Below are 19959 nucleotides of genomic sequence, written 5' to 3'. Positions count from 1 at the left end.
ATAGTGCCGGATGGCGGCGTAAACGCCTTATCCGGCCTACATATACGCTTGTTTTATAATTTTGTAGGCCTGATAAGCACCGCGCCATCAGGCGCTTTCCTGGAGTTTAACTATGCCCACCGGTGCTGTACTACCGCGTATTCTCGGCGCGCTATTTTATTATTCCCCGGAAAAACCCGAGGTGAACGCGCTTTTCGACTGTCTGCCCACGCTGCCGGAGCTTTATCCGTGGCGCGATCCGGCGCAGATTACCCGGCTGTGCGCCGACTGGCCGTTGCCGGATGCGCAGAAGCTGACCTGGCAATTTTCAGTCCTGTTTGAAGGGCAGGGCGATATGCCCGTACCGCCGTGGGGCTCCGTCTGGCTGGAGCGGGATAATCTGCTGATGGGCGACACCACCGCGGAATACCGGGCGTTCCTGCAATCTCACGGAATGGTTTTTGATGCACGCCATAGCGAGCCGGAAGATCAGTTTGGCCTGATGCTGCTGGCCTGTAGCGCCCTGCTGGCGTCCGGAAAGCAAGCGGCGGTTAACCAGTTGCTGGAAGCGCATTTGCTGCCGTGGGGGTATCACTATCTGCAAAAATTACGCGGCAACACGGTAAGCCCGTTCTATTCCCGCCTTGCCGCCGTTACGGAATGCTATTTACGCGAGGTAGCGCAGCAGCAGGCGCTGCAACCGGCGGTGAAACGGATCTGGTTCGGATGACGAAGTCAGAGAAATACTATCAGGAGCTGATGAGCCACCGGCACGTCAGCCGCCGGGGACTGTTCCGCGCCTTTGTCAGCGCGGCCAGGCAGAAACCGCCCGCGACGTCGGACTTGCGGCTGCCGCATCCGCTGCCGCCCGGCGCGTTGCCTGACGCGCTTTTCAGCGCGCAATGCACCCGCTGCCATCACTGTATTGCCGCCTGTCCGATGGGCATTCTGACGCAGCATCAGGACGGCTTCCCGCAGCTGGCGATTGACTATGCCGGCTGCGACGGTTGCGGAGCCTGTATCGCTGCCTGCGCAACCGGCGCCCTGCGCGTACAGCCGCGTTTTGATACCGCCCTGCGCCCGCAGTTCAGCAATGCCTGCGTCAATCCGCTTCGTCCTTGCGGCGCCTGCATCGGGGCGTGCCCTGAACAGGCCTGCGCGATCGGCGCGAACGGCGTCCCGGCGGTAGATACCGGGCGCTGCAACGGCTGCGGTGAATGTCGCGTACAGTGCGGCTATGATGCCGTCACCCTGGCGCGCCTGCCGGAGTGACTCTGCAAATGGGGTTATTCAATATAATAACCGCCAGAATATATCCTTTATTGCGAAATATCCTATATCCACTTTTGATTATTCCGATCAATTTTTCCCATTAAAAACAATCACGCGATTAAGATTCTTCTGTTTCTTTTGCGAGATATTGTTTCGCCTTTTATGTTCCTGCGAGTTAACAATGCGTATATAACCCATAGCAAACGTAGTGCTTTGTGGTCAAATTTTGATTTGGTAGCATTTTGCTCAGTTCAAAGGAGTGACGTTAATTAATATCGTATAACTTTCATATTAATTACTACCAGGACGTTTCCGGAACCAAAACAAGAGTTGTTTACCGCATAGCGAAATAACGATCGCGTCGTGATGACTCTTTATTTCACAGGACTTTGGTACAAACAGGATATTGTTATGAAAATGAATAAAGTTGCTCTGACTGTTGCTTTCACTGCCGCTCTGAGCTCTGCGTCTGTATTCGCTGCAACCACAAATGGCCAGATCGAATTCCAGGGTGAGCTGGTGAATACCGCTTGCGGACTGGCGCCGAATTCAAGCCCGGTAATCGTTGATTTTGGTCAGATTCCGGTTTCGGCTCTGGCAAACGGCGCGCGCGCCGGAAACGTACACCAAAACATCGAACTGCAACACTGCGATACCACCGTAGCTGCCTCGGCTGAAGTGACCTACAACCCGACCAGCCTGAACCCGACGGACAACACCCTGGCCGCCTTCACTTCCGGCACCGCCTCCGGCGCGGGTATCGGCCTGCGCGACAGCGCCAGCCAGGACGTCGTCTGGGGTCAGGCAACAACGGCTGTACAGCTGGTTGACGGCACCAACACCATTCCGTTTGTCGCCTATGTGAAAGCAGAAAGCGCAAGCGCGACCGTGGCGGCAGGTTCCTTCCAGTCAACGGTTAACTTCGAGATTGCTTACCAGTAATTAGATTTGACCCGGGTGCGGGGGCCCTCCCGCACTCCTTTCAGCGCCTTATTCGGACCAGGGAGGGACAAGATGAAATCAGGCAACGCGGGCTTATTGTCGCTCTGTTTGTGCGCTCTGCTGGCGACAGATTCTGCTGCTGGATCAACCGTGACGCCGGGAAAATTAGCCATGAGCGGCGAAATCATCGAAGCCGCGTGCAGCCTTGATCCGACAAGCCGTGATGTGCAAGTGGAATTTGGCGACGTCTCCGCCAGCCAGATTAACCGTAATGATGAAGGTAATCTCTCCCGGCCATTTTGGGTGCGCCTTACCGGCTGTTCGATTGTTAAAAGAGGCCTGGATGGTTCGCTTTATCCTTATGCGTCGGTCACGTTTATTGGTAGCGCCGCCGCAGCCGATCCCACCACCTTATTAATTCGCGGCAAGGCCGATGGGTTTGGTATTCGTTTTCGTGACAGCCACGGAGAAATATTAACGCTGGGCCAGCCCTCTCGCGGATATGAACTGAGCGACACCGATAACGCTTTAAAATTTTCCGCATCGCTGGTACCGCTGGAGAAATATATAAAAGCAGGCGAATTTTCCGCCGTTGCGCAATTTTTTATGGATTACAACTAACAATATAACAATAACGCGGCGGGACGCAGGACGTTTTTAACGGACTTATTCGGGACGAAAATCATGTCGGTAAAACTAAAAACAAAGATGACGATAATAGCCCTTCAGGTATTCAGCTGCTGTTATGTTTCAGCGGTCTGGTCCGAGGCAAGCGTTGAATTTAATACCGATGTCCTGGATGCTGCGGATCGCACCCGCATCGATCTGTCGCGCTTTGCGACGGACAACTATGTTACCCCTGGCGATTATCTGCTGGATATCCGTATTAACGGGCAGCAGATTGGTCAGGAGAAAATTCGTTACATCGAGGCCCCCGACGGCAAACGCACGCTGCCGTGCATCAGCAGCGACCTGCTGGCTAAACTGGCGCTGAAGGAAGACGCGCGGCTGCAGGTCACTCCGCTGTATGAGAACTGCTATTCGCTGCAAAGCCTGCCGGGAGCAAAGCTGACCAACTACGCCGGCGTGCTGGAAATCACCGTACCGCAGGCGTGGATGAAATATAACGACCCCGACTGGACGCCGCCGGAGCGCTGGGACGAAGGGGTGGCCGGGCTGATTTTTGACTACAGCCTCAACGGGCAGCTCACCCGTCAGTTCAACAATCATGAGAACTACAGCTCGCTGTCGGGCTACGGCCAGGCGGGCGCTAATATCGGCGGCTGGCGTCTGCGCGGCGAGTACCAGACCAGCTACTACAGCCAGAACCACCAGTTCGATTTCGACTGGAATCAGATCTACGCCTATCGCCCGCTGCCGATGATGGCGGCGAAGCTGACGCTCGGTGAGATTTACCTTAACTCGCAGGTGTTCGACACGCTGCGCTTCACCGGGATCAACCTCGCCAGCGATGAGCGGATGCTGCCGCCTGCGTTGCAGGGCTATGCGCCGGAAATTCACGGCATCGCCCGCAGCAACGCCAAAGTCACCGTCAGCCAGAGCGGGCGCGTTATTTATGAAACCACCGTGCCCGCCGGACCGTTCAATATTCAGGATTTACGCAGTTCGGTGCGCGGTACGCTCGACGTGCGCGTGGAGGAGCAGGACGGATCGGTGTCCACTTTCCAGGTGAATACCACCAATATCCCGTATCTGACGCGTCCGGGCTATGTGCGCTACAACATTTCCGGCGGTACGCCGTCTCGTTATAACCACAAAATGCAGGGGCCAACCTTCCTCTCCGGCGATTTCTCCTGGGGGGTCAGCAACGCGTGGTCGCTGTACGGCGGCCTGCAGTCCTCCGGTGAAGAGTACACCGCGGCCTCGCTGGGTATCGGGCGCGACCTCTATCTGCTGGGAGCGATATCGGTGGACGCCACCGAGTCGTGGAGCCGCACGCCGGAAGGCGAGCGCAAGAAGGGCACCTCTTACAAGCTGAGCTATGCGAAAACCTTTGATGAGTACCACAGCGCCATCACCTTCGCGGGCTACCGTTTCTCGCAGGAAGATTTTCGTTCAATGGCGCAATACCTCGACGAGCGCTACGAGGACTATGACCACCTCGGACGTGAAAAAGAGTTGTATACCATCACCGGCAATAAAACCTTCTGGGCTGATGAAGCGGATAAAGCGACCACGCTCTTTCTGACCTGGACGCATCAGAACTACTGGGACAGGCGCAGCCAGGATCGCTACGGCATGTCGGTCGGGCGCTCTTTCCGCATCGGCAATATCCGCGGCGTGACCGCTAACCTCTCCGCCTGGCGTACAGATTATAAAGGGCGTAAGGACGACTCCATCTCCTTCTCCCTGTCAGTGCCGGTTGGCGACAACAAATGGGCGGGGCTGGATGTACAGACCAATAACGGCAAAACCAGCCCGATGGCCTCTTACACCGATAACAGCGATTACAACAACCTGTGGCGGATCCGCGCCGGCGCCAGCCTGAACGGCAACGCCAGCGTGGACGGTTATTACCAGCATCGTTCGCAGCTGGCGGAAATTAATACCAACGCCAGCTATCAGCAGAACGAGTATATGGCGCTGAGCGCCACCCTGCGCGGCGGCTTCACGGCGACCCGATACGGCGCGGCGATGCACAACAGCGGCGCGACGCTTAACACGGCGCGCGTGATGGTCGACACCAACGGAATTGGCGGCGTGCCGCTCAACGGCGAGAAGTCGCGGACCAACCGCTTCGGCATCGCCGTGGTGCCGGATGTGGTGAGCTACAACAGCTTTGACACCCGCGTGGACGTGGACGCGATGGACGGCGATATCGAACCGTCAAAAGCCATCAGCACCACCACGCTTACCGAAGGCGCTATTGGCTATCAGACCTTCGGCATGGCGAAAGGGATGAAGATGATGGGCACGCTGCGCCTCGCGGATAACAGCGTCCCGCCGTTCGGCGCGGAAGTTTACAACGCCGACGGTATCAGCGTCGCGATGGTGCTGGAGGACGGCCAGGCCTGGCTTGCCGGGGTGAATGCCGATGAAACGCTGAAGGTGATGTGGGGCGGAAAACAGCAGTGCCAGATCACCATTCCGCCAGGCGCGACGGACGGCGGCGAGAACATGCTGCTGCCGTGTCGTTAAGCCGCGACGAAACGAGTTATCTCACTGTAATAAAAGGCCAAACATGAGCAAGAAAAGACATAACGGATATCTGCTGGCGGCGCTGGCGCTGGGTGCGATTGGCGGCTATGCGCAGGCGGGCGTTTCCCTGGATCGGACCCGCGTCATTATTACGGAGAAAGAGGCGTCGTCGAGCGCCAATCTGACCAATACCAGCCCGGATATTCCGTTCCTCGCCCAGTCGTGGGTGGAAGACGAGAACGGCAACAAGATCACCTCGCCGCTGCTTGTGCTGCCGCCGCTCCAGCGGATCAACGGCGGGCAGAAAGGGATCGCGCGCGTCACCAAAACGGCCGGTATCGAAAAGCTGCCGAAGGACAGGGAGAGCCTGTTCTATCTCAACGTCAGGGAGATCCCGCCAAAGCCGGATAAACCGAACACCTTACAGTTGGCGATGCAGTCGCGCATCAAGCTGTTTTACCGCCCGGCGGCGGTGATCCCGAAAACAAAAAGCGAAATCTGGCAGGACCAGGTGGTGTTTCACAAGAACGGCAGCCAGATGACGGCGGAGAACCCGACGCCTTACTACATCACTATCCTCGGCCTGTCGAAAGGCGCCGGACAGAAGATCACCCGCTTTCCGGGGATCATGATCGCGCCAAAATCGAGCAAGCAGTTTGCGGTGACGGACTCCGGCGTGAATCAGTTTTCGATGATGTATGTGAACGACTACGGCGGTCATCCGGAGCTGAAATTTCGCTGCGATGGCAACACCTGTAAAGCGTTGCCGCCCGCTCAGCAGGGCTAATCAAGAGGGAACCTGACAATGCAAAACCGATTTCCATGTATTGCCCTTCTGGCGATGGGCGTGACCTTTTCAGGTCAGGCGGACGTACCGGCGCAGCCGCAGCATAACGCTCAGCTGCAGGCCGGCGAAGACAGCGGCATTGTCCGGTTTCACGGTTCGGTGTTTGCCTCCCCCTGCGTGCTGATGACCGAGGGACGTATTCAGGACGTTGAGCTGGGCGAAATCAGCGCGCAGCGCTTTCATCAGGCGGGCGACCGCAGCCAGCCGGTGCGCTTTACCCTGCACCTCAAGGATTGCCTGAAAGGGGCGTCGCAGTCGCGGGGCAGTCTGGCCTCCGCCACGACCGGCAGCCGCTGGCGCGCATACAGCACCGGCGAACAGGCGGTGCAACTGACGTTTGTCGGCGAGGCCGATATCAATAATACGCAGCTTTTGCGCACCACCGGCGTTAGCCGCGGCGCGGGCATTCGCCTGCTGGATGAAAACGGCAAGGCGCTGGACGTTGGGCAGACCCACGCCCCCTGGCTGATTAACAATGGGGACAGCGAGCTGAATTTGATGGCGGCGCTGGAGTCCACCGGCCCGCACGTTAGCGCGGGGGAGTTCAGTAGCCTGGTGCGCCTGAAAATGGAGTATCTGTAATGAACGTAACAGGCCTGTTGCGCCGCAAATCGTCAGTTTTACTGCTGTGCAGCGCGCTCGGCGCGTCGGGATCGGCATGGTCCGTGGATGGCGAAATCGTGCCGGTCGGCGGCACCTATGACTATCTGGTCAACATCACGAACACAGACATTACCAGCAACCAGCCAGGAACAACCCATACGGACACATTTGACCTTGCCGGGATGTTTCAGGGACAAGCTTACTGTTCCACATCAATGGTAAATGAATCTGTGTACTACACGGCGCAGGCGACATTATCTCAGCCCGGCGTCAATCCCGGCTACCTGAAGCTCAATGACTATATGGACGTCAAAATTGAGATCTTTATTGGCGGGGAAGTGAAAGATTACAAAACCGTACCGTTTGATAACGTCTCAAACAATACCAACCAGAACTATTGCAACGTGCCGAGTACGGTTCTGCCTAACCAGTTCACCTCCGGAGCAAAGGGAAGGGTGACCTTTATGATCACCAAACCCATTATCAACGGCGTGAACTTACAGGGCTCTGAGATCGCTAAGCTGTACGGGCGTCTGGGGCCGGGTCCCATCGGCGGCACCCCGCTGTCGCGCGTCACTATTGCCTCCGGGGTGATCACCGTGCCGGATAAGTGCGTGATAAATCAGGGCACCCCCATCGTTGTCGATTTCAACACCATTCCGGGGACGGGCAGCCAGCTTGACGGCAATAATTTCAGCCGCAACGTGCCGATTCACGTGAAGTGCGAAGGCGGCAGTTTTTCCAACGGGGCGCTCAATATCAAACTGGGAATTCAGCAGCCTAATCCGGCCTTTACGGACGGGTCGTATCTGAGCACCCAGGGAAGCGGCGACCTCGATCGCTCCATGCTGGGCATTGCGCTACGCGATCAGCAGGGCACTCTCATTAAACCGAATACTTTTTATAACGTACCGGGCTTTGCCAATAACGAAGGCGACTGGAATCTGATTGCCGCGCCGGTGGCAAAAAGCGCCACCTCAGTGATTCCGGAAGGTGAGTTCCACGCGTCGGCAACGGTTGTGGCTGAATTCCAGTAAGGAGGCGATATGCATCGCATTATGATTTTCCTCGCCAGTCTCCTGACGCCCCTTTGTACCGCGCCTGCGTGGGCGCAGGGGCAGCTGATTGGCGGCGATCTGAGCTTTAAAGGGGTGGTCGTTGCTTACCCGTGCAGCATTGCGCCTGACTCCGAACGGATACCGGTCGACTTTGGCAAAATATCGACCAAATCGTTGTCGATTAACGGGAAAACCACCCCCGTTCCGTTCACCATCAAATTACAGGACTGTAATCCGAGCGTGTTCCATAGCGTGACGGTGACCTTTAGCGGCACAGAGAATCCCAATCTGGCGGATCGGCTGGCTATCAGCGCCACCGCGCCGGGGAATGCGGGCGGCGTGGGGGTGGGGCTGCTGGAGGCCGACGACACGCCGGTGCGGCTGAACGTGCCGACTACCCCCACGACCGTCAGCGACACCGTGTTGCGGCTGAATTTCCAGGCGTTTGTTGAAGCGGAGCCGGACGCCTTAGCGAACGGAACGCTGACGACCGGGCCGTTCACCGCAACGGCGAATTACACCCTGAACTATCAGTAAGGCAACGACAGGGAATTGTGGTATGGATTATCAATGTTTCCTTTACGATAAAAATTTCTTTTATTCCCAGGGAATTAAAACCGTCATTAGCCGTGTGCTTGCCGGGCAGGCGGAGCTTCTGTTTTCGCTAACGGATGATTATGCCCGGCTCATCACGGCATTACAGATGACGGGAGGTGAAGAAAGCCGCCAGTTAATTCTCTGCGATCTCGATAGTTTGCCACGCGAACGCTTCAGCGCGCTGCAATTAATGAAATCCTTTTACCGCCAGCAAAATAAGCATCTGGTGGTTTTAGTGAACGAACATAATTTACCGCTGTTTTTTACGCTTTATTCGCTATTACCGGAAGCGCACTGGCTGTTAAAAAATGAGCATATTGACTGCATCGCCGCTTTTTTTCAAAACCTCGTCAGTAAAGGTGGCGATAAACGGCGCTGTTTTAGCGACTCGCTGGTGAACTATACCCGGGAAAGACTGCATAGCCGGGAAGGCCATTATGCTATTTCCGGCAATGAATGGTGGCTGATGGAAGAGATCTTCAAAGGGAAATCGCTGTCGCAAATTTCCAGTGAAGTGAATATGGACGTTCGTCGTCTCAGCTATATCAAGCGCCACTTAATGAAGCGGCTCAATATCAGAAACAATATCGCTTTATTCGCCGCGTTTAAGGGAATTATGCCCTGAACCCGCGAAAACCCTTTTCGGCGAAGGCTTTCGCCGGATATCCGGTGCCGATAAGCACCTTTTAATCATAAATTAAGGAAAACAGAGATGAAAAAATTGACTGCTATTGAAGCTGCGAACGTTGTCGGCGGAACCTGTAAGACCTGTGAAACCACGTATCAGAACGTGACCATCGGCGGCGTGACCTCCTGTAAGGCGGTGACGACCTGCACCGACAAACACGGCACCACAATGTCCCTGAGAGATGCGGATACCAGCAAATGTGGCGGTGTTCCGAACCGTTGATAGTCCAACATGCCTGGAGGCGATCGTGCCTCCAGGCTTTTCTTTTACGTGGCGGGAATATTATGGCGACTCACTTTAAACGCATTACGATTATTAGCTATTCGCTGTTTCTGATCGTTATCTCTTCGCTGATGACGGTGCTTTGTTACCATATTTTTGTGTTTAAAACCTTTGCCGCGGATGACGGGCAGACGCAGGCATTCCGTGAAGTCAGCGCAGAGTATGTCGCGAACAGCCCAATCAAAGAACAACGCAGTATCGTTGAGGTGATGTCTTACGGTTGCCATTATTGCGCAGCCAATGAGGATAATCTGGCCGAATTTGCCCGTTCATTGCCACCGGGCAGTACATTTACCTCCATTCATATTGCCGGAAACGATAGCGGGCTTGCTGCCTGGGCGCCGATATTCGCCACTCTGGAAGAGATGGGGATTGAAAAAACGGTACGCGACAGCGCCTATAACGCGGTTATTACCCGTAATGTCAACCTGGCCGATGAAAAAACGCTGGCCGACTGGCTGGCGAAAAATAATATCGACACGGCGAAATTTAACGCGCTTCGCCAGAGTGACGCGGTGAAAAAACGGCTCAGCGAGATGGCGGCCATTACCACCCACTATAATATTAACGCCACCCCGATATTTATTATTAATAAGCGCTATGTCGTCGCCCAGGACCGCGACTTTCCGCAATTTGCCGAGCGTATGCTGCAACTGCTGAAAGAGGAACGGTAATTCCGTGGGCAGATTTTTAATTATCTGGAGCGTCTTCAGCGTCAGACAGCAGTGGCAACGGATCTACGCCGCCCGGCGTTATATGTCGCAGGGGGCAATATTCCTGCTGCGTAAAGTCCTGCGCTACGGACACCTGCCTGCGCTGCTGGCGCTGGCGAGAGGGCTGTGCGCGCTGCGGCTGGCTGGAAGCGCCTTCCGCCCGCGCAATGCGGTGGCAAAGGAAAACGCGCGCTGCCTGGTCGGGCAGGCGGAGCGGGTGGACGCCGTCTGGATCGCCGTCCGCCGCCGCCTGCTGGAAGAGGCGGCAACCTGGGGGCAAAATCCCGAACTGCTGCGGCAGATTCACGCCTGCGCAACGGAGCTGGATGCGGTGGTTGCGCCGCTGCACCGGCAAAACATTCCTTACATTCTGGCGCCGCTGCATACGGTTTCCGACGTGCTGGCGGCGATGGTCGGCGCCAGCGTGATGCCGGGCAGCGCCTGCGTGGTGGTCTCTTCAAGCGCGGAGCTGTATAACGCGCAGATCCGCGCGCTGGGCGGCGTTGCGCTCTCCTATTGTTCGATTCACCAGCCAAATAAAGCGCTGGCGGGCGAGCTGATGACGCTGATTACCGACGTCGCGGTCGGTCGGCAAAATATGATCATTTTTCCTGATATCTCACCGGATTACACCCTCCAGGCCGAAGGCGCGCTGGCGGCGAAGCTGCCGTGCCGCTTGTTCGGGCGCAGCGCGAAGCTGCACAACGGCGTGGTGCGTCTCTCCGGGGTGATTAAGGCGCAGGTGGTGTTCTATCACCTCAGCTATCGCAACGGCCTGCGCATCCACATCCATCCGCCCGTTGATCATCGGGAGATTGCCCGCGCGCTGCCGCGGATCGTTGAAAAGACCTTACAGGACTACCCGCAGGAGTGGCTGCTCTGGCACAGCCATTCGCTCTATTTTATTAACCACTAATGATAAAAATGAAAACCACGATCCCGACGCTCATTTTTCAGGAAGAGACTAACGAATGCGGCCTGGCGTGTGTGGCGATGCTGGCGCAAACGCAAGGGCAATCCGTTTCGCTGGAGACGCTGCGCGATATTTTTCCGGCTTCCGACCACGGCACTTCGCTGGATACGCTGATGAAGATTCTGGCGCGGCTGGGGATCGCCACGACGCCGGTCCTGTTTGAACATCATGAATTACGCGATCTGCCGCTGCCGGCCATCCTGCACTATGGCGCCAGCCACTATGTCCTGCTGGCCTGGCGCAAGGGCAATCAGGTCTGTGTGATGAACCCGGCGATTGGCGAACAGTGGCTGCCGTTTTCCGCGCTCAAGCAGGAGATCAGCGGCTATGCCCTGGTTGTCGAGCCGGAGCAGACGCTGAAGGCCGATCCCGATTTACCGCTGTCGACCGCCGGACAGCGCGCGCCGCGCGCCATGAGTATGCGCGAAACCGCAGCGGTGCCGGGTATCTATCGCCTGATGCTGTTGACCTTCCTTGTCTCGCTGTCGCTGTTCCTGATGCCGACGATGGTCAGCAACGCCATCAACCAGGCGTTTTCCAGCGTGGAGCGCAGCGACTTTCCCTACGGCTGGTTTATCGTAGCGTTCGTGGCCGCTTCGCTGATGGCGCTGGGCGTGCGGGTCATCAGCGAGCGCTTTATCAAACGCTTTGTACTGCTGCACAGCGGAACAGGCTTTGCCCGTTTACTCAGTAATCCGCTGCGCTTTTTCGAAAAACGCGCGCCGGGGGAGATCTTCAGCCGCTTCACCGCCTGGCAGGTGGGGCTGCTGCAAAAGATTGAACTGGATAACGGCCTGCGCTCCGACTGGGTGATTTGCGCCATCGCGCTGGCGGTGATGTTCTGGATCGCGCCGGTGCTGGCGGCTATTTCAGCGGTGGGCGTGACGGTGATGGGAATCATCAGCGTCTGGGCGGTGATCCGCGACCGCTGGTTCACTCAGCAGATACAGCTGAAAAGCGCCACGCTGAACGATTTCTTTATGGAAACCCTGCAGGGCATTCTGACCGTCAAGACCGCCGGTTTGACCGGCCAGCGGCAGGGGCAGTTCGCCGCTCTCAGCCGCGATCTCTTTAGCTGCCTGCAGCGCCAGAAAATCTATCAGCAGGTGAAAGAGGGGCTGTATCAGCTGACCGGCAGCCTGGAGATGGTGGTATTTATGCTGGTGGTGCTGCCGATGGTGCACGGCAAACTCATCTCGCTGGGCGATTTTTTTGCCTACAGCTTTCTGCGGCAGATTTTTACCTCCTACGTCACGCGGATCTTCTACGCCATTATTCAGAAAACGCAGCTGAACGTGATTGATACCCGCGCCCATAGCCTGTTCGCTCCGCAGAACGCGCAACCGCCCGCGCCGTTGAGCGATCGGATGCCTTCCGGCACGACGCCCGATCTCCGCTTTGAGGCGCTGCGCTACGACTACGATCCGGGCAAACCGATCCTCAACGGGGTGTCGTTCTCGCTGAAAGCCGGTGAGCAAATAGCGATTATCGGCGAATCCGGGGCCGGGAAAAGTACCCTGCTGCGGCTGATTGCCGGGCTGTTCGCGCCGCAGTCGGGCGGTTGCTACGCGGGCGAAACGCGTCTGCCGCCGGAGCTGCTCACCCAGTTTGTCTGCCTGCAAAGTCAGGAAGATATTCTGTTCAATGCCCCGGTGCGGGACAACATTACCCTGTTCGACGCGCAGTACCGTGAAAGCGACCGTGGACGCATCGAAGCGCTGCTGGACGCCCTCGCGCTGGGCGACGTGGTGCGCGGCCTGCCGGGCGGGATTGACGCTCTGATCCGTGAAAGCCACGCGGCGCTTTCGCTGGGGCAACGTCAGCGACTGCTGCTGGCGCGGGCGCTGTACAGCACGCGTCCGGTGCTGCTGCTCGATGAGCCGACCGCCAATCTCGATGAAGAGACTGCGGCCACCGTTATGGACACCATTCGCAGCCAGTGCCGGCAAAGCGGTAAGTCGCTGATTGTCGTCACCCACAGCGACAAGGCGCTGGCGCATTTTTCGCGCGTTTACCGGCTTGCCGACGGCCAATTGCAGGCGCTGGAGGCTGACATATGAAGCGCAACGTTCGCTGGATGCTGGCAGGCTGCGGGCTGGCGCTGGTCGTCGCGACCGGCGCGGCGTGGACCTCAATGGCGTCCGATTCGCCAGCGGAAACGCTGCCGCTGGAGACGATTGGCGCTGGCGATATCGAAAAAGTGGTGCTGGTGACGGGCGTCCTGAAACCTGCGGTGCAGGTCAACGTCGGCGCGCAGGTCAACGGACAGCTGCGCAAGCTGTATGTCCGTCAGGGCGACAAGGTGCGAAAAGGCCAACTGCTGGCGGAGATCGACCCGACGCTACAGGAGTCCGATCTCAATAACGCCCGCGCCCAGCTTGCCAGCGCCAGAGCGCAAAAGCTGTCGGCGCAGGCGACGCTTTTACGCTATCGCCAGGAGCTGCAACGCCAGCGCATGATGATGCGCGACGGTTCCGGCGTGCGCAGCGATCTCGAGCAGGCGCAGGCGCAATACGACGCGCAAGTGCAGCAGATCGCGGTGAGCGACGCGCAGATTGTGCAGGCGGAGATGGCGGTGAAAACCGCACAGGCCAACCTCAGCTATACCCGCATCGTCGCCCCTATTGACGGCGAAGTGCTGGGAATCGTCACCCGTGAAGGGCAAACCATCGTCTCCTCGCAAACGGCGCCGACCATTCTGGTGCTGGCAAACCTCGACACCATGCAGGTGCAGACGCGCATTTCGGAGGCGGACGTGCAGAAAATCCGTCCAGGGCAGCCGCTGCGTTTTTACGTCATTGCCAACCCGGAAAAACGCTACAGCGGTACGATGGGCTTTGTGCAGCCCGCGCCGCAGGAGGCGCTGGAAGCGACGGGCGAGAGCCGGATGGGCGGCAATCAGCAGGCGATGGCGGTCTATTACACCGGCGCCTTTGAGGTGCCTAACGCCGATCGCCAGCTCAAAACCTCAATGACGGCGCAGGTGTTTATTCAGATCGCTGAAGCGAAAAACGTGCTGCGCGTACCGGTCGCCGCGCTTGGCCAGGCGCTGGACGCTGAACGCTACACCATCACCACCCTGGAAAACGGCAAAACGCGCGAGCGTATTATCCGCATCGGCATTAATGACCGGCGGTATGCCGAAGTGCTGGAAGGGCTAAAGGCGGGGGATCGCGTAGTGCTCTCTGCGGATACGGTACGGGGGTAGCGTATGACGCCAGTGATTGTTTTACGCCAGGTCTGCCGGACGTTTACCGCCGGTACGCAGCAGATTGCGGTACTGCGCGATATCTCCCTGACCCTGCACGCCGGGGAGATGGTGGCGATTGTCGGCGCGTCGGGATCGGGGAAATCGACGCTGATGAACATTATCGGCTGCCTCGACAAACCGACGTCCGGCGAGGTGCTGATCAACGGCACGCCGGTGCATGAGGCCGACGAGCTGCATCTTGCCGATCTGCGCAGCCGCTATCTGGGCTTTATTTTCCAGCGCTATCACCTGATGCCGTACCTGACGGCGGAAGAGAACATCGCGATTCCGGCGCTGTATACCGCGATGCCGGAAGCTGAGCGTAAAGCCCGCACGCAGCGGCTGGCGCGACAGCTCGGTCTGGAAAACCGCCTGTCTCACCGCCCGGCGCAGCTCTCCGGCGGCCAGCAGCAGCGCGTAAGCATCTGCCGGGCGCTGATCAACGGCGCGCACATTATTCTGGCCGATGAACCGACCGGCGCACTCGACAGCGTCAGCGGAAAGGCGCTGATGGACGTGCTGCACCAGCTTCATGCCGCAGGGCATACGGTGATTATCGTCACCCACGATCGCGACGTTGCCCGCCAGGCGCAGCGAATCATTGAAATCAGCGACGGGCGGATAATCAGCGATGTGCGACATACCGCTGTCCGCCGTTCCGTCGCGCTGCCGGAGCAGGATAACGGGCGTGCGTCGCTGGGACGCAGTCTGCATGAGTCGGTACGAATGGCCTGGCGTTCGCTGCTCGGACACCGGATGCGCGCCTTTCTGTCGATGCTGGGGATCATTATCGGCATTGCCTCGGTGGTGTCGTCAATGGCGGTTGGCGAAGGGGCGCGACAGGCGATCATGAGCGAGATCGGCAAGCTGGGCAGCACCACGCTGGAGATTCGCCCCGGAACGGGATGGGGCAGCAAACGGCCGGATATGGAGCGCGCGCTGTCGCTGGATGATGTGCGCAGCCTGCAGGCGCTGCCGTGGATTACGGGCGTCTCGCCGGTGGTCAGCAGCACCTCGCTCGCGGTGCGCAAAGGACTGGATTCGTCAGTGATGCTCTCCGGCGTGTCGCAGGACTATTTTGCCCTCCAGGGGCTGCGCTTTGTACAGGGGAATGGCTTTACCGCGCGCGACGTCGCGGAGGGCGAACCGGTGCTGATCCTCGATGAAACCGGGCGCGATACGCTGTTTCCCGGCGGTGAAGATCCGCTGGACGGCATCGTGCAGATTGCCGGCGCGCCGTGGCGGGTGAGCGGCATCGCCACGCGGCCCGGCCCGAAAGTGGTGGGCGGCTTTATGGCGGCCTGGGTGCCACATACCGCGCTGCAGCAGCGGCTGACCGGCGAAAAGCCGCTGGAGTCGCTGATTGCGCGCTTTCAGCCGTCTCTGGAACCTCATCAGGCCGCGCAGCGGGCGGAACGGCATCTGCTGCGTGAACACGGCAGGAAGGATTTTTTTATTCAGACCGACGATCAACTGGCGAACGCCCTGCAAAAAACCTCCGATTCGATGTCGCTGCTGATCACCGCCATCGCGGCCATTTCGCTGCTGGTGGGCGGCGTTGGGGTGATGAACATCATGCTGGTTTCAGTGACCGAGCGCACCCATGAAATCGGCATTCGCCTGTCGGTTGGCGCGCGTCCGTCGGACATCATGAACCAGTTTCTGATTGAGGCGGTGATGATCTGCGCCCTCGGCGGCCTGCTGGGCGTGCTCGGCTCGTGGGTGGCGGGGCAGCTTTTCGCCTTCATTACCGATGCGTTCTCAATGGTCTTTACCGTCACGCCGTTACTGATGGCCTGCGGCTTTTCCGCGTTGATTGGCCTGACCTTTGGCTATTTCCCGGCGCGCAGAGCGGCTCGCCTTAACCCGACGGAGGCGCTGGCGCGCGAATGACGACACCTGTTTGTAAGCCGGATAACACGCTGCCGCGCTCCGGTATCTTCGCCGGGGCGACTTGCCTGATCGCGCTGCTGCTTGCCGGCTGTGGGCACCTGACCCGCAGCGACTACCAGCGCCCGCTGCTCTCTCTGCCCGTTCAGTGGCAGGCCGCCACGGATAATCCGTCAGACGACGGCTGGCAGCGTTTTGGCGACCCGCGCCTGACGCGGGTGATCGAACAGGTGCTGGAGAGCAATAACGATCTCGCGGCGGCGGCGATAACGCTGCAACAGGCGCGGGTGGCCGCCGGGTTAACCAATACCAACCTTACGCCGGACGTGACGGTGAGCGGCGCCGCCAGCAACAGCAAAAACGTGCGACGCGGCAGTACGCCGCAGGAGAACTACAGCAGCGGCATCGCCATCAGCTATGAGCTGGATTTGTGGGGCAAGCTGGCGCGTATTCGCGAACAAAGCGAGTGGCAGGCGGTGGCGAGCGAGCAGGATTACCGTGCGACGGTGCTTTCGACCATCGGCACCACCGCGCAGCTCTACTGGCGGATTGCGCTGTATAACCAGCAGATCCGCAACCAGCGCGCCGCGCTGACCATCGCCGAACAGACCGTGGAGCAGGTGGCGTCGTGGTTTAACGCCGGAAAGGTCGGCCGGCTGGATCTGCTACAGGCGCAGCAGGCGCGGCTTGAGCGGCAGAACCAGCTGCGCGCCTATCAACAACAGCGGCGCAGCGCGCGCAATGCGCTGGCGCTGCTGCTTAACAGACCGGCGGAACAGCATACCGATGAGTCCCCGGCGCTGGATGTGAACCAGCAGGTGCCGGTGGCGCAAAAAACGCCGCTGCGCGTGATTGCGCAACGCCCGGATATTCAGGCGGCGGAGTCCCGCCTGCGCGCGGCGCTGGCCGGATACGACGCCGCGCGGCTGCGCTTTTATCCCTCGCTGTCTCTTGACGCGTCGCTGAATGCCGGAAGCCAGGCATTCAGCCAGTGGTTCAGCGATCCAATACGTACCGTCGGCGGCGCGCTGGCCTTGCCGTTTATTCAGTGGAACACCCGGCAGCTCAGCATAAAACAGGGCGATTTAGAGGTGAAGCAGGCGGCGATTGCCTTCCGCTCAACCGCCTACGCCGCCCTCGCCGAAGTGGATGAGGCGATGGAAAACCGGTTGAGCGCGTGGGAACAGCGCGCCCGACTGCATCAGTCGCTGGCCCTCAGCCAGCAACGCTTAACGCTGACGGAAAGCCGCTATCGCGCTGGCGCCGTGGACTTCCGGACGCTGCTCGACGCGCAGGACGATTTGCTGACTTTAGAAAACGCCCTCGCACAAACCCAATACGACTACCTCTACGCCACGATGCAGCTGTGGCTGGCGCAAGGGGGTGGCGAAACGCAATACAGGATAATGCAACATGAAGCTGAATAATCACTTTAAGCGGGTCGTCGTTACCGGGTATGGCGCCGTGACCCCGCTTGGCGCAACGGCAGAGGAGAGCTGGCAGGCGATTATGGCTAACCGGCTCGGCTATCGCTACGTCGACAAGACCGCGCATAATATCAACACCCATTTTCTCGGGCTGGTGGACAACGAACCGGGCCTCGCGGGCGTCCCTGCCGCCATCCGCCGACGGCTGCCGCGCTTTGCCCGCCTGACCGTTGGCGCGGCGCGTCAGGCTATGGAGATGGCGTTTGGCGGGAAGCCGCCGCAGGAGTTCTACAATTCGCTCGACTGCGGCGTGATTATGGGCACCGGCTGGGCGGGGCTGGATGAAAGCTACGAGGCCCAGAGCGAGTTTGCCGCAACGGGCGTCGCCTCGCCGTTTAACTGTTTTTACGCCATGCCCAGCGTGACCACCGCCGCCTGCAGTCAGTTCTGGGGGCTGAACGGCTACCAGAATACGGTGATCGCCGCGTGCGCCACCGGCACTATCGCCATTGGCGACGCCTGGGAAGCGATCCGCAGCGGCAGGGCGCAGATGATGCTGGCCGGGGCCGGTGAATCGCTCACCAGCCACTGCGCGGTATGGAACATTGACGTCCTCGGGGCGCTCAGTAAAGAGCCGTCGGACCCGCAGCGGGCAAGCTGCCCGTTCAGCGCTCACCGCAGCGGTTTTGTCCTCTCGGAAGGGGCGGCGGTGCTGTGCCTGGAAGAACGGGAGGGCGCGCTGGCGCGCGGGGCGACGATCCTCGGGGAAATTACCGGCTACGCCAACTTTTCCGATGCCTGGGATTTCACTTCGCCGGCGGAAGATTGTCTGGCGCGCGTACAAACCATCACCCATGCGCTCCAGCAGGCGGGGCTGGCGCCGGAACAGCTGGACTACATCAACGCGCACGGCACCTCGACGCCGCTGAACGATATCAACGAAACCCAGTCGTTAAAAATGGCGCTGGGCGACGCGGCTTACGCCATTCCGGTCTCCAGCACGAAATCCTATTCCGGGCATTTAATCTCCGCCGCCGGCGCGTTTGAAAGCATTATCTGCTTACAGGCTATCGCCCACGGCGTGATGCCCGCGACCGCCAACTTCCAACAGGCCGATGAACGTTGCGATCTCGATTATATCGTCGAGGGACATCGGGCGGGCGATATCCGCCGCACGCTGAACCTGAGCTTTGGCTTTGGCGGGGCTAACGCGGCGCTGATTCTGGAGAAGCAGAGATGATGGCGCTTCACTATGGTCAGCAGGATGCCAGCCGCTGGGCGGCGTTTTCCGGCGATTACAACCCGGTGCATTTTGATGAGGCGTGGGTGAAAGCGCGGGGCGGCAGCGCGCTCAGCGTTCATGGGATGCGCGCCTTACTGGACGTGAAGCGCTATATCAGCCCGCCCGCCGACAGCGCCCCGTTCCTGAAATGCACCGTGCGTCTGCGCAGGCCGCTGTGGCGGGACACGGCCTATTCTCTTATGCGCGAAGCGAGTAAACGGGTGGCGGCAACGGTCAGGGCGCATCCAGGCGGCGAAACCTGTCTCTCCTGCCAGCTCACGGCGGAGCGCCGTTTTCCTCCTGAGGCAGGCCAAAGCCAGCGGCGACTCGATGCCGCTACGCTTGCCGCGCTGCATCAGGCGTTTCAGCCGCTGCTGCCTGACGCCCAGCAGTGGCATTTTCTCGACGCCTTGCTGTTTCGTCATCTGTTGCAGGACAAAACGCTGCTCCGCCAGCCTGCTGTCGCTGCCATGCTGCCGGAGTGCCGCAGCATGGAGGCGCTGTTTAGCCGTTTTCCGGTGGTGCAGACCCATCAGGAGGTGATTTTCGACAGTCATCTTCTTGCGCCCTGGCGGGCGGAGTCCGTACCACAACATCTGACGGTCGATACACTGCCTGCGCTGGTGGTGGGCGACCTTACCAACGGCGCCGTGGTGCGAATCGCTGCGCGAACCCATTATCAACATCACGCCATCAGCAGCGCCGTGACGCTGAAAGTCGGCGCACTAGACAGAAGGAAAATCACATGAGCCTATATGAAGTAATCTACAACACGATCAGCGAGATGATTTGTGACGCAAAGGATATGGCGCCGGAGGATCTCACGCCGGAGACTACGTTGCCCGAACTGGAGCTGGACAGCCTGGACTATGTGGAGCTGATGGTGCTGGCGAAACGGGAGTTTAACGTGACGCTAAACCCGGAAATGTTTATGAAAAACCCATTTATGACGCTGCGCGAGCTGAGCCTGCGCATTGAGAAAAGCATGGCAGGCTGA

The 19959-nt window shown here is 59.0% G+C and carries 20 protein-coding genes; all 20 read left to right on the top strand.

Annotated features, from left to right (window positions below):
- The first annotated feature begins 112 nt into the window (after positions 1-112).
- The 20 genes from K7R23_RS09070 (at position 113) to K7R23_RS08975 (ending at position 19959) form a co-directional block, all read left to right on the top strand.
- Positions 113-709 (top strand): TorD/DmsD family molecular chaperone, encoded by a 597-nt coding sequence (locus K7R23_RS09070; RefSeq protein ID WP_012907548.1) that lies wholly within the window; start codon positions 113-115, stop codon positions 707-709.
- Positions 640-1251: a 4Fe-4S dicluster domain-containing protein gene (locus K7R23_RS09065; RefSeq protein ID WP_232796115.1), complete on the top strand. Its 612-nt coding sequence runs from the start codon at positions 640-642 to the stop codon at positions 1249-1251. Before K7R23_RS09070 ends, K7R23_RS09065 begins: the two co-directional genes overlap by 70 nt.
- Before the next feature lie 411 nt (positions 1252-1662).
- Positions 1663-2193 (top strand): fimbrial protein, encoded by a 531-nt coding sequence (locus tag K7R23_RS09060; RefSeq protein ID WP_012907550.1) that lies wholly within the window; start codon positions 1663-1665, stop codon positions 2191-2193.
- A 72-nt stretch (positions 2194-2265) separates the two neighbouring features.
- Complete coding sequence (locus tag K7R23_RS09055; RefSeq protein ID WP_012907551.1) at positions 2266-2814, top strand: fimbrial protein; 549 nt, start codon at positions 2266-2268, stop codon at positions 2812-2814.
- Between the two features lie 63 nt (positions 2815-2877).
- The gene (locus K7R23_RS09050; protein WP_012907552.1) at positions 2878-5352 is read left to right on the top strand and encodes a fimbria/pilus outer membrane usher protein; all 2475 of its coding nucleotides are present in this window, start codon (positions 2878-2880) and stop codon (positions 5350-5352) included.
- A 43-nt stretch (positions 5353-5395) separates the two neighbouring features.
- Positions 5396-6139: a fimbrial biogenesis chaperone gene (locus tag K7R23_RS09045; protein WP_012907553.1), complete on the top strand. Its 744-nt coding sequence runs from the start codon at positions 5396-5398 to the stop codon at positions 6137-6139.
- 18 nt (positions 6140-6157) lie between these two features.
- Positions 6158-6781, top strand: coding sequence for a fimbrial protein (locus K7R23_RS09040; RefSeq protein WP_012907554.1), 624 nt, complete (start codon positions 6158-6160; stop codon positions 6779-6781).
- Positions 6781-7839 carry a fimbrial protein gene (locus tag K7R23_RS09035; RefSeq protein ID WP_012907555.1) on the top strand — a complete coding sequence of 353 codons (1059 nt, stop codon included), beginning with the start codon at positions 6781-6783 and terminating at the stop codon, positions 7837-7839. Before K7R23_RS09040 ends, K7R23_RS09035 begins: the two co-directional genes overlap by 1 nt.
- Positions 7840-7860: 21 nt before the next feature.
- A complete protein-coding gene (locus tag K7R23_RS09030; RefSeq protein WP_438265332.1) occupies positions 7861-8397 on the top strand; it encodes a fimbrial protein in 537 nt (178 codons plus the stop codon).
- A 22-nt stretch (positions 8398-8419) separates the two neighbouring features.
- Entirely contained in the window at positions 8420-9082 is a 663-nt protein-coding gene (locus K7R23_RS09025; RefSeq protein WP_012907557.1) for a transcriptional regulator, read from the top strand.
- 87 nt (positions 9083-9169) lie between these two features.
- The gene (locus tag K7R23_RS09020) at positions 9170-9367 is read left to right on the top strand and encodes a DUF4762 family protein (protein ID WP_012907558.1); all 198 of its coding nucleotides are present in this window, start codon (positions 9170-9172) and stop codon (positions 9365-9367) included.
- A gap of 62 nt (positions 9368-9429) precedes the next feature.
- Positions 9430-10101 (top strand): thiol:disulfide interchange protein DsbA/DsbL, encoded by a 672-nt coding sequence (locus K7R23_RS09015; protein WP_012907559.1) that lies wholly within the window; start codon positions 9430-9432, stop codon positions 10099-10101.
- 4 nt (positions 10102-10105) lie between these two features.
- Positions 10106-11056 (top strand): ABC transporter, encoded by a 951-nt coding sequence (locus tag K7R23_RS09010; protein ID WP_012907560.1) that lies wholly within the window; start codon positions 10106-10108, stop codon positions 11054-11056.
- 8 nt (positions 11057-11064) lie between these two features.
- Entirely contained in the window at positions 11065-13173 is a 2109-nt protein-coding gene (locus K7R23_RS09005) for a peptidase domain-containing ABC transporter (protein ID WP_012907561.1), read from the top strand.
- A complete protein-coding gene (locus K7R23_RS09000) occupies positions 13170-14321 on the top strand; it encodes an efflux RND transporter periplasmic adaptor subunit (protein WP_012907562.1) in 1152 nt (383 codons plus the stop codon). The genes K7R23_RS09005 and K7R23_RS09000 overlap by 4 nt, the downstream gene beginning before the upstream one ends.
- Positions 14322-14324: 3 nt before the next feature.
- Positions 14325-16256, top strand: a complete 1932-nt coding sequence (locus tag K7R23_RS08995) for an ATP-binding cassette domain-containing protein (protein WP_012907563.1) — start codon at positions 14325-14327, stop codon at positions 16254-16256.
- A complete protein-coding gene (locus K7R23_RS08990) occupies positions 16253-17680 on the top strand; it encodes a TolC family protein (RefSeq protein ID WP_012907564.1) in 1428 nt (475 codons plus the stop codon). Before K7R23_RS08995 ends, K7R23_RS08990 begins: the two co-directional genes overlap by 4 nt.
- The gene (locus tag K7R23_RS08985) at positions 17667-18920 is read left to right on the top strand and encodes a beta-ketoacyl-[acyl-carrier-protein] synthase family protein (protein WP_012907565.1); all 1254 of its coding nucleotides are present in this window, start codon (positions 17667-17669) and stop codon (positions 18918-18920) included. The genes K7R23_RS08990 and K7R23_RS08985 overlap by 14 nt, the downstream gene beginning before the upstream one ends.
- Complete coding sequence (locus K7R23_RS08980) at positions 18917-19711, top strand: hotdog family protein (RefSeq protein ID WP_024132928.1); 795 nt, start codon at positions 18917-18919, stop codon at positions 19709-19711. The genes K7R23_RS08985 and K7R23_RS08980 overlap by 4 nt, the downstream gene beginning before the upstream one ends.
- A complete protein-coding gene (locus K7R23_RS08975) occupies positions 19708-19959 on the top strand; it encodes an acyl carrier protein (RefSeq protein ID WP_012907567.1) in 252 nt (83 codons plus the stop codon). Before K7R23_RS08980 ends, K7R23_RS08975 begins: the two co-directional genes overlap by 4 nt.

The organism is Citrobacter rodentium NBRC 105723 = DSM 16636 (assembly GCF_021278985.1).
GTDB classification, from domain to species: domain Bacteria; phylum Pseudomonadota; class Gammaproteobacteria; order Enterobacterales; family Enterobacteriaceae; genus Citrobacter_A; species Citrobacter_A rodentium.
The sequence above is the reverse complement of the archived record's forward strand: the minus strand, read 5'-3'. Positions and strand labels throughout refer to the sequence as shown.

Excerpts from the sequence above, each read along its gene's own strand:
- K7R23_RS09035 (WP_012907555.1), top strand. The coding sequence starts at position 6,781 with ATGAACGTAACAGGCCTGTTGCGCCGCAAATCGTCAGTTTTACTGCTG.
- K7R23_RS09065 (WP_232796115.1), top strand. The coding sequence starts at position 640 with ATGCTATTTACGCGAGGTAGCGCAGCAGCAGGCGCTGCAACCGGCGGT.
- K7R23_RS09020 (WP_012907558.1), top strand. The coding sequence starts at position 9,170 with ATGAAAAAATTGACTGCTATTGAAGCTGCGAACGTTGTCGGCGGAACC.
- K7R23_RS08980 (WP_024132928.1), top strand. The coding sequence starts at position 18,917 with ATGATGGCGCTTCACTATGGTCAGCAGGATGCCAGCCGCTGGGCGGCG.
- K7R23_RS09015 (WP_012907559.1), top strand. The coding sequence starts at position 9,430 with ATGGCGACTCACTTTAAACGCATTACGATTATTAGCTATTCGCTGTTT.
- K7R23_RS09030 (WP_438265332.1), top strand. The coding sequence starts at position 7,861 with ATGATTTTCCTCGCCAGTCTCCTGACGCCCCTTTGTACCGCGCCTGCG.
- K7R23_RS09040 (WP_012907554.1), top strand. The coding sequence starts at position 6,158 with ATGCAAAACCGATTTCCATGTATTGCCCTTCTGGCGATGGGCGTGACC.
- K7R23_RS08985 (WP_012907565.1), top strand. The coding sequence starts at position 17,667 with ATGAAGCTGAATAATCACTTTAAGCGGGTCGTCGTTACCGGGTATGGC.
- K7R23_RS09060 (WP_012907550.1), top strand. The coding sequence starts at position 1,663 with ATGAAAATGAATAAAGTTGCTCTGACTGTTGCTTTCACTGCCGCTCTG.
- K7R23_RS09025 (WP_012907557.1), top strand. The coding sequence starts at position 8,420 with ATGGATTATCAATGTTTCCTTTACGATAAAAATTTCTTTTATTCCCAG.
- K7R23_RS09055 (WP_012907551.1), top strand. The coding sequence starts at position 2,266 with ATGAAATCAGGCAACGCGGGCTTATTGTCGCTCTGTTTGTGCGCTCTG.
- K7R23_RS09050 (WP_012907552.1), top strand. The coding sequence starts at position 2,878 with ATGTCGGTAAAACTAAAAACAAAGATGACGATAATAGCCCTTCAGGTA.
- K7R23_RS09000 (WP_012907562.1), top strand. The coding sequence starts at position 13,170 with ATGAAGCGCAACGTTCGCTGGATGCTGGCAGGCTGCGGGCTGGCGCTG.
- K7R23_RS09070 (WP_012907548.1), top strand. The coding sequence starts at position 113 with ATGCCCACCGGTGCTGTACTACCGCGTATTCTCGGCGCGCTATTTTAT.
- K7R23_RS08990 (WP_012907564.1), top strand. The coding sequence starts at position 16,253 with ATGACGACACCTGTTTGTAAGCCGGATAACACGCTGCCGCGCTCCGGT.
- K7R23_RS09005 (WP_012907561.1), top strand. The coding sequence starts at position 11,065 with ATGAAAACCACGATCCCGACGCTCATTTTTCAGGAAGAGACTAACGAA.
- K7R23_RS09045 (WP_012907553.1), top strand. The coding sequence starts at position 5,396 with ATGAGCAAGAAAAGACATAACGGATATCTGCTGGCGGCGCTGGCGCTG.
- K7R23_RS08975 (WP_012907567.1), top strand. The coding sequence starts at position 19,708 with ATGAGCCTATATGAAGTAATCTACAACACGATCAGCGAGATGATTTGT.
- K7R23_RS08995 (WP_012907563.1), top strand. The coding sequence starts at position 14,325 with ATGACGCCAGTGATTGTTTTACGCCAGGTCTGCCGGACGTTTACCGCC.